The sequence below is a fragment of the Frigoribacterium sp. Leaf8 genome (assembly GCF_001421165.1).
Classification (GTDB): domain Bacteria; phylum Actinomycetota; class Actinomycetes; order Actinomycetales; family Microbacteriaceae; genus Frigoribacterium.
This window is the reverse complement of sequence record NZ_LMKB01000005.1, coordinates 49,239-62,365: the sequence shown is the minus strand read 5'-3', so window position 1 is coordinate 62,365 and position 13,127 is coordinate 49,239. Positions and strand designations below refer to the sequence as shown.

Sequence of the window (13,127 nt, the reverse complement as noted above, 5' to 3'; positions counted from 1 at the left end):
AGAATCCTCTTCTCTCACCAGGTCTCGGGCAGGCTGGGTGCCGGCTCCGTCGACGGAGGGACCCGATACATCTCGAGGACCTGGGACATGATCTTGTTGAAGGTCGGCGCCGCAGCGGCCGACGTCTTGATGGTACTGGGCTTGGTGAAGGTCACGACGACGACGTACTGCGGGTTCTCGGCCGGAGCGATGCCCGCCACCGAGACGATGCGGTCAGAACCGTAGCCGGTTCCGTCGGAGCGCGCGACCTCGGCGGTGCCGGTCTTGGCCGCCACGCGGTAGCCGGGGATCGACAGGACGTCCTTGAGGTCGCCGTCGCTGACGACCTTCTCGAGCATGTTGACGGTCGTGTCGGCGGCCCACGGCGAGACGACGCTCGTGCCCTCGGCGGAGGGCGCGTCGGTGACGGTGCCGTCGGGGGCGGTGCACCCGGCGACGAGGTTGACCGGCAACCGGGTGCCGTGGTTGGCCAGCGTCTGGTAGATGCTCGCGATGTGGATGGCGGTCGTCGAGACGCCCTGTCCGAACATCGTGTTGATGCTCGTCTGCTGGTCCCACTGGGAGGCCGGCCGGATGCCCGTCGTGGGTTCACCGAGGAAGGCCACGCCGGTCGGGTCGTTCAGACCGAACTTCACCATGTAGTCGTGACGTTGCTGGGCCGAGAGCGACTGGCCGAGCAGGGAGATGCCGACGTTCGACGAGTCGCGCAGGATGCCCGTCAGCGTGAGGTTCTCGGTCGGGTGGAAGGTGGCGTCGTGGATCTCGCCGCCCCAGGGGAACGTGCGGGAGTACGGCACCGTCGCCCGCGTCGCGGGATCGGCCTTGCCCGAGTCGAGCAGCATGGCGGCGGTCATCGCCTTGAAGGTCGAACCCGGCTCGTACGAGTAGGTGAAGGCCTTGCTGCCGAGGTCGTCGACGGCGGTGCCGTTGACGTCGTTGGGGTCGACGGCCGGGTAGTCGGCGACCGCGAGCAGCGAGGCGTCGCTCGCCTTCATGACGACGGCCGTGGCCGACTCGGCCCCGATGGCCTCGGCCTGTTCGCCCAGCGCCTGCTGGGTCATGTACTGGAGGTCGCTGTCGACCGTGAGACGCAGCGTGCCCCCGGCGACCGCTTTCTTGGTCGTGACGGTGCTGCCGGGCAACTGGACCCCGTCGGCTCCGCGCTCGTAGGTCTCCGAGCCGTCGGTGCCCGCCAGGCACGCGTCCTGGCTGAGCTCGAGTCCGGCCTGCGGCCCGTCCGTGCCGATGAAGCCCGTGAGGTTGCCCGCCACCGCGCCGTTGGGGTAGGTGCGCGCGGCCTGGCGCTGGAAGTACACCCACGACACGTCCATCTCGCGGACCTCGCGGAACGCGTCGACGTCGACGCCCTTGACCAGGTACGCGAAGTTCGCCTCGGGGTCGGTGGTCAACGCCTTCGTCATGGTCGCGGCGTCACCCCCGGTGATCTCGGCGATGCGTTCGACCACCTGGTCGACCGTCAGCTCGGTGGTCGTGCCGTCGTCGCCCTTGACCTTGGCCGTCGTGGCGAAGGCCGGAGCGGCCGTGATGTTGTACCGGGTGACGCTGCCGGCGAGCACGGTGCCGTCGACGTCGGTGATGTCGCCACGATCGCCGTAGGTCGTCTGCACGATCTCGCGCTTGTTCTGGGACTGCTCGTTGAGCTCGGCCGCCTGCACGAGCTGGATGTCCGCCAGGCGCACCACGAAGACGCCGACGAGCGCGATGATCAGCGCCATCGCCAGCGTCGCGCGGAGACGGCGGCTTCGGGGAGCTGCTTTCACGAGAGGTTCCTCACCGCGGCCGGGCGCCTGCCCGACCCGCTGTCGTCGTTCGATGTACCGGTGACGGCACGCCGCTAGCGGGTCTGCGGAGCCGCCAGCTCGTTCGCGCCCGACGCTACCGACTCGCCGGCCGATCCCCCGTCCGCCGCGCCTGCGTCGGTCGGAACGGCCACGGCGCCCGCCGTGGTCGGAGCACCGACCGACGAGGCGGAGGAGTCGGTGGTCGCCGTGCCGTCGGCGGCGGTCGCGGGGGCCTTGGTCGTCAGCGGGACGCCCTCGAGCAGGGTGTTGGGGATCAGGTTGCCGGACGTCGCCTCGTCCGCCCCCGCCGCAGGGGCGGGCGAGCCGTGGACCGCGCCCGTGGCCAGATCGAGGTAGACGGGGTTGGAGTTGCGGACCATGCCGAGTTCGTCGGCGTTGGCGGCGAGGTTCTGCGGCGAGGACAGCACGTCGCGCTGCTCGCTGAACTTCTGCTGGTCGCGGACGAGCTCGGTCTTCGCGGCCTGCAGGTCGGAGATCTTGTAGGCGCCGTCGCTCAAGGCGATGCTGATGGCGAGCTGGGCCAGCAGGAGGACGAACAGCGCCGCCGTCGCGATCAGCGCGTAGGCGATCTTCGGACGGGCCCGTCGCTGCGACCGACTCGTGACGATCTCGACCGGGCGCGCCGTCGGGGTCGACGACGGCTGCGGACGGCTCGACGGGGTCGCGATGGCCAGGTTGCTGCTCATGCTTTTCTCCGAATTCGTTCAGCGGCGCGCAGTCTCACGGGCTTGGCTCGGGGGTTGAGGTCGCGTTCGGCGTCGGAAGCCAGCTCGGCCCCTCGGACGAGGAGGCGGAAGTCGGGACGGTGCTCCGGCAACTCCACCGGGAGGCCCTGCGGCGCCGTTGAGGTCGTCCGAGCGGCGAGTTCCCGCTTGACGAAACGGTCTTCGAGGGACTGGTAGGCGAGGACGACGATCCGCCCGTCGACGGCGAGACGGTCGAGGGCGACCGGGACGGCCGCCTCGAGCGAGGCCAGCTCGCCGTTCACCTCGATGCGGAGCGCCTGGAACACGCGCTTGGCGGGGTGACCGGCACGTTGCAGGGCCATGGGCGTCGCCGCGATCAGGAGGTCGACCAACTCGCCGCTGCGGGTGAGCGGGGCGTCGGCCCGGTGCTCGACGATCCGCCGGGCGTAGCGCGGAGCCAGCTTCTCTTCGCCGTACTGGTAGAAGATGCGCCTGAGCTCGCTCTCGGGGTACTCGGCGAGGACGCGCTCCGCCGTGACGGGCGAGGTGGGGTCCATGCGCATGTCGAGGGGCGCGTCCTTGGAGTACGAGAAACCGCGCTCGACCCGGTCCAGCTGCAGGGACGACACGCCGAGGTCGAAGAGCACCCCGTCGACGGTGTCGAGATCGAGGTCGTCGAGCGCGTCGGCGATGCCGTCGTACGTCGTGTGCACGAGGCGAGCCCGGTCGCCGAAGGGTGCGAGCCGCTCGCCGGCGAGGGCGAGTGCCTCGGTGTCGCGGTCGAGGCCGACGACGGTCAGCTCGGGGAAGGCCTGCAGCATCGCTTCGCTGTGGCCACCCATGCCGAGGGTGCAGTCGACGACGACGGCGCCGGGACGCGAGACGGCCGGGGCGAGGAGTTCGAGGGTCCGCTCGAGGAGGACGGGGGTGTGGATCTGATCGGCCATGACGACACGGGCTGTGCTCGTCGGCCCTGATCCCCATCCGTCGGGACCTGGCACCGGGGAAGGTGCGCCAGGGCTGACGGCTGAGGGTCGGGGCCCACGGGCTAGAAGAGCCCGGGGATCACCTCCTCGGTGGTGTTGGCGAACTCGGCCTCCTGGGCCTCGTAGTAGGTGTTCCAGGCGTCGGTGGCCCAGATCTCGGCACGGTTTCCCGCGCCGATGACGGTGAGGTCACGGCCGAGGCCGGCGTACTCGCGCAGTGTCGCCGGGATGGTGACCCGGTGCTGCTTGTCGGGGATCTCGTCGCTCGCACCCGAGAGGAAGAGGCGCATGTAGTCGCGGGCCTGCTTGCTCGTGACGGGCGCCTGGCGGATGCGCGAGTGCATGTCTTCGAACTCGCGCTGGCTGAAGACGTAGACGCACCGCTCTTGCCCACGGGTCATGACGAGGCCGGAAGCCAGTTCGTCACGGAATTTCGCGGGGAGGATGATGCGCCCTTTCTCGTCGAGCTTGGGCGAATAGGTGCCGAGGAACATGCGCCCGTCTCCCCTCGCCCCGCACCCCGTCTGTGGCACGTACCTCCACTTTACTCCACAACCCACCACCAGACAATGAAAAGGCGGGTCCTCCGCTGCGCGTCCGGCCTGAGATCCGCTCCAGTTCGGGGGCCACACGGGTGGAGGACGGTGGAGGGAAAGGACCACGAGGAGGCGCGTCCTGCGTGTCGCGCGCCTCCCGCGGGGTGGACGGGCGCACCAAAAAAAGGGGCCGGCCCGAAGGCCGACCCCTGTGGTCGTGGTGCTGGTGGCGCCTAGGAGCGCTCGTCGCCGTCCTGGCGGCGGTCCCACCGGTCGTTGAGCCGATCCATCAGGCCCCCCTTGGCGGGATGCGCGGGGCGGGAGGTGGAGGAACGGGGAGCCGACGGCATCGAGGCCGTCGAGGATCCCTTCCGCTTGGGGGGCGCGATGGCGAACAACACGCCGGCGAGCATGACCACGAACCCCGCCACGCCGACCAAGGGCTGGCGGAAGATGACGCCCGCGACGATCACGGCGATTCCGACGAGCGCCCCGAGGACCCCGACCACGACCAGCGTGTAGTTGGGTCTGGCGCCGCGGGTCCCGACCGTCGCCACGAAGTCGGAGTCGTTGTTGTAGAGACTCCGCTCCATCTCTTCGAGGAGCCGCTGCTCCTGTTCGGAAAGTGGCATCTTGGTGTTCCCTTCGAGCACGGGCTCTCAAGCGCGAGGCGGGAGCCTCGGGATCGACGCGATGAGTAGCTGCGAGTGTATGCCCGACAGCTATCGCTAGGCTAGGCAGCGTGGCTGAGAGTACGCGGTTAGTGGACGTCGTTCAAGAGCGCATCGATCGGTTCCTCGAGCGTCAGCGACCGGCCCTCATGGGCATCGCTCCCGACCTCGATCCTTTCTCCCTCTACTCGGGCGATCTGCTCCGCGGCGGGAAACGCTTCCGGGCTCTGTTCTGCTACTGGGGCTGGCAGTCCGTCGCCGGGCTCGACACCGGATTCGATCCCCTCGGGGAGCCCCGCGACGAACGCGAGATCGACGCCGTCATGACCGCTTCGGCGGGGCTCGAGTTCTTCCACGCCGCCGCGCTCGTGCACGACGACATCATGGACAACTCGGACACGCGCCGCGGACTCCCGGCGGCGCATCGGCGCTTCGAGTCCCTGCACCGCGAGGGGGCCTGGCTCGGGTCCCCTGAGGCGTTCGGTCGCTCGGGAGCCCTCCTCATGGGAGACCTCCTCCTGGCGTGGAGCGACGAGCTCCTCAGCGAGGCCCTGGACTCCCTCCCGTCCCGTGACGCCGCCCGCGCGGCCCGCCTCGAGCTCAACCGGATGCGGACCGAGGTCACGGTGGGCCAGTACCTCGACATCCTCGAGGAGAACGCCTGGCGGACGGTCGACGAGGTGCAGCTGTTGCCGCGTGCCCAGCGCGTCATCGTCTACAAGTCGGCGAAGTACAGCGTCGAAGCCCCGCTGACCGTCGGCGCGGCCATGGCCGGGGCCGACCGACCAGCCCTCGAGTCCCTGCGGCACTTCGGGCTGCCCCTCGGCATCGCCTACCAGCTGCGCGACGACCTCCTCGGCGTCTTCGGCGATCCCTCGGTCACGGGAAAGCCCGCGGGCGACGACCTCCGAGAGGGCAAGCGCACAGTCCTCGTGGCGACGGCCCGCCGAGCCCTGCCCCCCGGGGCCGTCCGCCTGCTCGACGAACTCCTCGGTGACCCCGAACTCGACGACGACCAGATCAGCATGCTCCAGGCGACGCTCCGCGACAGCGGTGCCGTCGACGCCGTCGAGCAGACGATCACCGATCAGGTGGAGCGTGCCGTCCATGCACTCGAGAGGTCGGGACTCGCGCCGTCGGCCCGGACGCAGTTGACGCGACTCGCCGAGACCGTCACGCGCCGCGCCTCCTGACGCCCTCTGAGCCGTGGCGGCCGAGGACCGGCAGCCGCCAGAGGCGCGGATCGGGGCTAGAGGAGGCTCTGCGCGATGCGCCGGACCTCGGCTTTGCGTCCGGCCTGGAGGGCGGCGACGGGGCTCGTGCCGAGGGCCTCGTCGTGCGACAGCATCCAGTCGAGGGCCTCGTCGTCGTCGAACCCGTTGTCCGACAGGACCGTCAGGGTGCCCCGGAGGTCGTGCCTCGGCTCGGAGCCGTCGAGGAAGACGGCCGGCACCTTCGTGACGCCGTCCACGCGTGTCCCGACGAGGACGTGCTCCTCGAGGAGGCGCCGGACGCGGCTGACGCCGAGGCCGAGCCGCTCGACGAGGTCGGGCACGGTGAGCCATTCGGTGTCGGCGAACCAGGGGCGTTGAGAGAGATCGGTCACGCCACAACCTTGCCACGGGTTCGTGGCCGTCGCTGCGCCTCCTCGTCTCCCTCACGTGGGTCGAGTCACATGCGCAACATCCGTCACGCTGATTGACTTGGATATCCGCGTGTGCCAACTTTGGACGACGTGGCACCGCGGCTCACCGATCACCCAGCGACCGTGTCCCCGCCCCCGAACCGAGGATCAGCCCATGAACGACGTCAGTTCCGCCCGCCCCGACTCCGAGTCCGTGACCACCCAGGACGCCCGGTCGACCAGCGCCTTCGGCCCCCTCGGTGGCGGAGACGAGCGCAAGCCCCTCTCCCGCATGGCCCGGTCGATGCTCAACACCGTCCCGATCGTCCTGGCGGGCTCGATGGCCCTCAGCATGGGCGTCACGGGCCCCGTGTTCGCCCTCGACCAGAACCCGACGAAGAAGCCCGACGCGTCACCGCGTCCCGTGCTGCCTCCTCGACTGTCCGCGCCCGAGCAGAAGACCGCGGCCACGGTCGAGACGGCCGCGACCTCTGCCACGGTCTTCGGCGCGGCCCCCGCCACGTACACCGTCAAGTCGGGCGACACGGTCGCGAGCATCGCCGGCTCGTTCGGTCTGAGCACCGCGTCGGTGCTCGCCCTCAACGGCCTCAGCTGGAAGTCCACCATCTTCCCGGGCCAGACCCTGAGCCTGAGCGCCGCCACGAGCGCCGCAGCCAAGCCGTCCACCGCGCCCGCCCCGGCCAAGGCGACGGGCGGCCGGTACGTCATCGTCCGTGGGGACACGCTGAGTTCCATCGCGCGTGCGCACGGCGTCACGACCAGCGCGCTCATCCAGGCGAACGGGCTGGGACTGTCGAGCATCATCTACCCGGGCCAGACCCTGACCGTCCCGACGGGCGCCTCCGCCGCCGCCCCGACACCGGCCCCCGCCGGGGGGCCCGCGGTGGGCAGCTACGTCATCCAGCGGGGTGACACCATCGCCTCGATCGCCTCGAAGTCGGGGACGAGCGTCAAGGCCCTCCTCGCCGCGAACGGCCTCTCGTTCACCAGCACCATCTACGCCGGCAAGACCCTCACCCTCCCCGGTGCCTCCGCGCCGACCGCCACGACCGTCGTCGCGTCGACGTCGGCCGCACCCCTGGGCGTCAGCGCGACGTTGACCGCCGAGCAGGCCGCCAACGCCCGGATCATCATCTCGGTCGGACGCCAGCTCGGGGTCGGAGACCGTGCGATCGTGATCGCCCTGGCCGCGGCCGCCCAGGAGAGCAGCCTGCGCAACCTCGACCACGGCGACCGTGACTCCCTCGGCCTCTTCCAACAGCGTCCGAGCACGGGGTGGGGCACCCCCGCCCAGCTGCGCGACCCGGTGCACGCGACCAAGCTCTTCTTCGGTGGCGCGAGCAACCCCAACACCGGCAAGACGCGCGGCCTCCTGGACGTCAAGGGGTGGCAGTCGATGTCCCTGACGAAGGCGGCCCAGGCCGTCCAGTACTCGGCGTTCCCGGATGCCTACGCCAAGTGGGAAGCTCCGGCCACCACCTGGCTCGCGACCCTGCGCTGAACCCCGGACGACCCACATGCCGGGCGGTTTCCCGCCGTGCGGTGAGTTGGGACACCCGCACGGCCCTCGGTCCGTAAAATCACGAAGGTGAGCGTGAACCAGACTGACCCGATGATCGGCCGTCTCATCGAGGGCCGGTACGAGGTCCGTTCGCGCATCGCCCGAGGTGGCATGGCCACCGTCTACCTGGCCACCGACCTGCGACTCGAACGTCGCGTCGCGATCAAGATCATGCACGGCCACCTGGCCGACGACGCGTCGTTCAAGGAGCGCTTCATCCAGGAGGCGCGCTCGGCCGCCCGCCTGGCCCACCCCAACGTCGTCAACGTCTTCGACCAGGGCCAGGACGACGAGTCGGCCTACCTGGTGATGGAGTACCTGCCCGGCATCACGTTGCGCGAACTCCTGCAGGACCACAAGGTGCTGACGCCCGAGCAGGCGATGGACATCCTCGAAGCCGTCCTCGCCGGTCTCGCCGCTGCCCACCGCGCCGGCATCGTGCACCGCGACCTCAAGCCCGAGAACGTCCTCCTCGCCGACGACGGACGCATCAAGATCGGCGACTTCGGCCTGGCGCGGGCCGCGACGGCCAACACCGCCACGGGTGCCGCGCTGTTGGGGACGATCGCGTACCTCTCCCCCGAGCTCGTGACCCGCGGCATCGCCGACACCCGCAGCGACATCTACGCGCTCGGCATCATGATGTACGAGATGCTCACGGGCGAGCAGCCCTACAAGGGCGACCAGCCCATGCAGATCGCCTACCAGCACGCCAACGACACGGTCCCCACCCCCAGCTCCGCCAACCCCCGCGTGCCGGTCGAGCTGGACGAGCTCGTCCTCTGGGCGACCGCTCGCGATCCAGAACAGCGACCGAGGGACGCCCGGGCCCTGCTCGACCAACTCCTCGACGTGCAACGGGTCCTGGCCGATCCCTCGGGACCACCCGCGAACCGGACGATGGTGCTCCCTGCCGCGGGCGCGACCTCCGTCCTGCCGTCCGGCGGCACGGGCGAGACGCAGATCCTGCCCAAGGCGCGACACCGGACCGGGCCGGTCCAGGCCGCACCCGACGACGCCGCCACGACGCTCGCGGCCGTCGCCGACCGTCGCCGGCGGCGGGGACGGGTGCTCATGGCCGTCGTCGTCGCGGTCGCGCTGCTCGCCGGAGGGACCGGCTGGTGGTTCGGCTCGGGTCCCGGGGCGCAGGCGTCCGTCCCCGACGTGTCAGGACGGGCACCGGACGCGGCGACGGCCGCCCTCACGTCGGCCGGCTTCGTGGTCGCCCCCGATCCCCAGACGGACTTCTCCCCGGTGGTGCCCTCGGGCCAGGTCGCGCGCACGGACCCCGACGCCACGACCCGTGTGCAGAAGGGGTCCACGATCACCCTGGTCGTCTCCCAGGGGCCCCGGCAACTCCCGGTCCCGACCGTCGTCGGCGACACCGAGACCGCGGCCACCGAAGCGCTCTCGGACTTCACACTGCAGCCGACGTCGAGCCAGTTCGACGAGTCGGCCGCCGGCACCGTCCTCGGGATCAGTGGCGTGGACGACGCGGACACGCCGGTCGATCTCGCCGGAGCAGCCCAGTACGGAGAACGACGACCCGTGACGCTCACCGTCTCGCTCGGCCCCGTCCCGGACGTGGCGGGCCTCTCGGTGGCGGACGCGCAGGGCGCTCTCGCGGGGGCACAGTTGACGGGTGTGGAGAGCGGAACGGAATTCAGCGATGCGGTCGCCTCCGGGGAGGTCATCCGGTACGAACAGCAGGCCGAGGGGCCGCTCCGACACGGCGACACGGTCAACCTCGTCGTGTCGAAGGGTCCGCCGCCCATCACCATCCCGGACGTCCGAGGCAAGACCATCGACGCGGCCACGTCCCAGTTGCAGGGTCTCGGCTTCCGGGTGAGCTACCCGACCTGCACGGCCTTCACGTGTGCGTTCTACGACTGGGAGGCCCGCCTGCCGGTCACCGAGACGAACCCCGCCGCCGGCCTGACCGCGACCAAGGGTGCGACGATCACGCTCACGTACCGGGTGGAATGAGTCCCGGCCGCCCCTGAGGCCGAGGGCACCGACGAGCTCCGAGGTCGAGGGCACCGACAGGGCGACGGCCCCGGGACCGAGGGTCCCGGGGCCGTCGCCGTGTCGACCGGGCTCAGTCGGCCGCGAGTTCCTCGGCCACCAGGAAGGCCAGTTCGAGCGACTGCATGTGGTTGAGGCGGGGGTCGCAGAGCGACTCGTAGCGGGTGGCGAGCGTCGCCTCGTCGATGTGCTCGGAACCACCCAGGCACTCGGTGACGTCGTCGCCGGTCAGCTCGATGTGGATTCCGCCCGGGTGGGTGCCCGCGGCACGGTGTGCCTCGAAGAACCCCTTGACCTCGTCCATGATCTCTTCGAAGCGCCGGGTCTTGTAGCCCGTGGGCGTCGTCAGACCGTTGCCGTGCATCGGATCGCTGACCCACAGGGGCGTCGCGTCGGCCTTCTTGATGGCCTCGAGGAGGGGAGGCAGGGCATCCCGGATGGTGCCTGCCCCCATGCGGGTGATGAAGGTCAGGCGCCCGGGCTCACGCTCGGGATCGAGCTTGTCGATGAGGCGCAACATGTCGTCGGCCGTCGTCGTCGGGCCGAGCTTGACGCCGATCGGGTTGCGCACCCGGGAGAGGAAGTCGACGTGGGCACCGTCGAGGTCGCGGGTCCGCTCGCCGATCCACACGAAGTGCGACGACAGCACGTACGGCGTACCCGTGCGCGAGTCGATGCGGGTCAGGGGGCGCTCGTAGTCCATGAGCAAGCCCTCGTGGCTCGTGTAGAACTCGACGCGCTTGAGTTCGTCGAAGTCGGCCCCCGCCGCCTCCATGAACCGGATCGCCTTGTCGATCTCACGGGCGAGGTGCTCGTACTCGGCGTTGGCCGGGTTGCGGGCGAAGCCCTGGTTCCAGCTGTGCACCTGGCGGAGGTCGGCGAACCCGCCTTGCGTGAAGGCCCGGATCAGATTGATGGTCGAGGCGGAGGTGTGGTAGCCCTTCACGAGCCGCGAGGCATCCGCACGTCGGGACTCGGGGGTGAAGTCGTAGCCGTTCACGATGTCACCGCGGTAGGCCGGCAGGGTGACGCCGTCCCGGGTCTCGGTGTCGCTCGAGCGCGGCTTGGCGAACTGGCCGGCCATGCGGCCCATCTTGATCACGGGGACGGACGCGCCGTACGTGAGGACGACGGCCATCTGCAGGATGGTCTTGACGCGGTCGCGGATCTGGTCCGCGGTCGCTCCCGCGAAGGTCTCGGCGCAGTCACCACCCTGCAGCAGGAACGCCTCGCCCCGGGCGGCCGACGCCAGCCTGGTGCGCAACGTGTCGACCTCGCCGGCGAAGACGAGCGGAGGCAGGGTGGACAGCTCGGCCGAGGCGGCCTCGACGGCTGCACCGTCGTGCCAGGTGGGCTGCTGCTTGATGGGGAGCGTGCGCCAATGGTCGAGACCGTCGATCACGTCGGGATCGGTGACGACGAACGGTTCGGTGAGCTGGGCCACGGTCTTCCTTGCCACTTGACGGTCTCGAGGCCGAACGACCTCGACAGGCGAGCCTACCGTGAAAGGGTCGGGCGCTTCTCTTTGACGCTGGTCGCGTAGACGTCGCTGTACTGCTGGCCACTGAGGGCGTTGAGCTCGTACATGATCTCGTCGGTGATGGACCGCAGGATGAAGCGATCGCCTTCCATGCCCTCGAAGCGGCTGAAGTCGAGGGGTTCACCGAACACGATCCCGACCCGGTGCAGGCGAGGGATCTTGGTACCGGTCTTCATCACCTTCTCGGTTCCGATCATGGCGACGGGGATCACGGGCACGTGACCCTCGAGGATCATGCGCGCCACGCCCGTCCGACCGCGGTACAGCTTGCCGTCGGGGCTGCGGGTGCCCTCGGGGTAGATCCCGAGTTGCTCGCCGCGACGGAGGACGGACAGGCCCGTCGCCAGCGACGCCTCGGAGGCCTTGCCCCCGGATCGGTCGATGGAGAGCTGACCCGTGGCCGTGAAGAACAGACGGATGGCCCACCCCTTGATGCCCTTGCCGGTGAAGTAGTCGCTCTTGGCGAGGAAGGAGATGCGCCGATCGAGGGCGAGCGGCAGGAAGATCGAGTCGACGAACGAGAGGTGGTTGCTCGCGAAGATGACGGCACCCGAGGCCGGGACGTGCTCACGACCGCTGACCCATGGTCGGAAGATCGACAGGACGAGCGGACTCGCGACCATCGTCTTCAGGAACCAGTAGAGCATCGGTGCTCCTCTCGTCGGGGCGTCGGGAGTCTAGCGGTCGCCGGCGTGGAGGCGGGCGAGGTCGGCGGCGCCCACGACCCCCGCGTCGTTCACCAGCTCGGCGATCACGAACTCGGGCTCGGGGTGGTAACCGCGAGCAGGCAGGTGCTCGAGGTAGGCCGCGCGGACGGGTGCCAGCAGCAGTTCGCCCGACTGCGCGACCCCGCCGCCGAAGACGAACACCTGCGGATCGAGGATCGCGCTCAGCGACGCGGCGGCTTGTCCGAGCCAGGTCCCGAGGCGGCGCAGGGCCTCGACGGCACCGTCGTCACCGGACTGCAGCAACAAGCTGACGTCGTGACCGGTGAGCTCGCCGCCGTTCGCCGTGCGGACGTCCGCGAGGCCGCGGCCGAGGCCGCCCTCGTCGGCCACCTCACCGGCGATGCGGAGCAGTGCCCGCCCCGAGCCGTACTGCTCGATGCACCCACGAGCCCCGCAGCCGCAGGGCAGACCGTCGGGCACGATGCGCATGTGGCCGAGTTCGCCACCCGTGCCGAATCCCCCGCGCAGGAGGCGGTCCTGCGCCACGATGGCACCGCCCACCCCCGTGCCGATGGTGAGCATGGTCATGTCGCTGGCGAGACGACCGGCCCCGAACCGGAACTCGGCCCAGCCGGCGGCGTTGGCGTCGTTGTCGATGGTGATGTGCAGGTCGAGACGTTCGGACAGCCGCGCCCGGAGGGGCTCGTTGCGCCACGCGATGTTGGGCGTGTAGTACACGGTCGACTGTGCGGCGTCGATGAAGCCGGGCGCCGCGACACCGGCGGCGGCGACGTCGGGGTAGCGTGCCTGCAAGGAGGTGACCATCTCGACGACCGCGTCGACGATCGCACCCGCGTCGCCCGCGGGCGTCGCCACGAGCTCTTCGTCGACGATCTCGCCGAACTCGGTGACCACCCCGCCCGCGATCTTCGTCCCACCGATGTCGATTCCGATTGCCTGCACGAGGATCGAGTCTATCCTCGACG

At 70.1% G+C, this 13,127-nt stretch carries 12 protein-coding genes; 3 read left to right on the top strand and 9 right to left on the bottom strand.

The features are described from left to right. Positions 1-14 precede the first annotated feature (14 nt). From ASL10_RS05070 to ASL10_RS05050, 5 genes are all read right to left on the bottom strand, one after another. Entirely contained in the window at positions 15-1,781 is a 1,767-nt protein-coding gene (locus ASL10_RS05070; protein WP_233568309.1) for a penicillin-binding protein 2, read from the bottom strand. Between the two features lie 74 nt (positions 1,782-1,855). After that, on the bottom strand, positions 1,856-2,509 hold the full coding sequence (locus tag ASL10_RS05065) for a hypothetical protein (protein ID WP_056045028.1): 654 nt from the start codon (positions 2,507-2,509) through the stop codon (positions 1,856-1,858). Continuing rightward, complete coding sequence (gene rsmH, locus ASL10_RS05060; RefSeq protein ID WP_056045024.1) at positions 2,506-3,456, bottom strand: 16S rRNA (cytosine(1402)-N(4))-methyltransferase RsmH; 951 nt, start codon at positions 3,454-3,456, stop codon at positions 2,506-2,508. The genes ASL10_RS05065 and rsmH overlap by 4 nt, the downstream gene beginning before the upstream one ends. Before the next feature lie 101 nt (positions 3,457-3,557). Continuing rightward, positions 3,558-3,989 carry a division/cell wall cluster transcriptional repressor MraZ gene (gene mraZ / locus ASL10_RS05055; RefSeq protein WP_055973040.1) on the bottom strand — a complete coding sequence of 144 codons (432 nt, stop codon included), beginning with the start codon at positions 3,987-3,989 and terminating at the stop codon, positions 3,558-3,560. A 275-nt stretch (positions 3,990-4,264) separates the two neighbouring features. Further along, positions 4,265-4,663: a DUF3040 domain-containing protein gene (locus ASL10_RS05050; RefSeq protein WP_056047377.1), complete on the bottom strand. Its 399-nt coding sequence runs from the start codon at positions 4,661-4,663 to the stop codon at positions 4,265-4,267. A gap of 110 nt (positions 4,664-4,773) precedes the next feature. Between ASL10_RS05050 and ASL10_RS05045 the strand changes: the two genes are divergently transcribed. After that, on the top strand, positions 4,774-5,895 hold the full coding sequence (locus ASL10_RS05045; RefSeq protein ID WP_056045023.1) for a polyprenyl synthetase family protein: 1,122 nt from the start codon (positions 4,774-4,776) through the stop codon (positions 5,893-5,895). A 56-nt stretch (positions 5,896-5,951) separates the two neighbouring features. Here the strand turns inward: ASL10_RS05045 and ASL10_RS05040 are convergent, their stop codons facing one another. Beyond that, positions 5,952-6,308: an Rv2175c family DNA-binding protein gene (locus tag ASL10_RS05040; RefSeq protein ID WP_056045021.1), complete on the bottom strand. Its 357-nt coding sequence runs from the start codon at positions 6,306-6,308 to the stop codon at positions 5,952-5,954. A gap of 193 nt (positions 6,309-6,501) precedes the next feature. On the opposite strand from ASL10_RS05040, the gene ASL10_RS05035 reads away from it, so the two are divergent. Beyond that, complete coding sequence (locus ASL10_RS05035) at positions 6,502-7,848, top strand: LysM peptidoglycan-binding domain-containing protein (RefSeq protein WP_056045019.1); 1,347 nt, start codon at positions 6,502-6,504, stop codon at positions 7,846-7,848. A gap of 87 nt (positions 7,849-7,935) precedes the next feature. After that, positions 7,936-9,894, top strand: a complete 1,959-nt coding sequence (gene pknB, locus ASL10_RS05030; RefSeq protein WP_056045017.1) for a Stk1 family PASTA domain-containing Ser/Thr kinase — start codon at positions 7,936-7,938, stop codon at positions 9,892-9,894. 112 nt (positions 9,895-10,006) lie between these two features. On the opposite strand, the gene ASL10_RS05025 is transcribed toward pknB, so the two are convergent. The 3 genes from ASL10_RS05025 to ASL10_RS05015 all read right to left on the bottom strand — a co-directional run bounded on the left by ASL10_RS05025 (position 10,007) and on the right by ASL10_RS05015 (position 13,104). After that, the gene (locus ASL10_RS05025) at positions 10,007-11,335 is read right to left on the bottom strand and encodes a class II 3-deoxy-7-phosphoheptulonate synthase (RefSeq protein WP_056047376.1); all 1,329 of its coding nucleotides are present in this window, start codon (positions 11,333-11,335) and stop codon (positions 10,007-10,009) included. A gap of 95 nt (positions 11,336-11,430) precedes the next feature. Continuing rightward, positions 11,431-12,120, bottom strand: a complete 690-nt coding sequence (locus ASL10_RS05020) for a 1-acyl-sn-glycerol-3-phosphate acyltransferase (protein WP_056045016.1) — start codon at positions 12,118-12,120, stop codon at positions 11,431-11,433. A gap of 30 nt (positions 12,121-12,150) precedes the next feature. After that, the gene (locus tag ASL10_RS05015; RefSeq protein ID WP_056045015.1) at positions 12,151-13,104 is read right to left on the bottom strand and encodes an ROK family glucokinase; all 954 of its coding nucleotides are present in this window, start codon (positions 13,102-13,104) and stop codon (positions 12,151-12,153) included. Between the last annotated feature and the right edge of the window lie 23 nt (positions 13,105-13,127).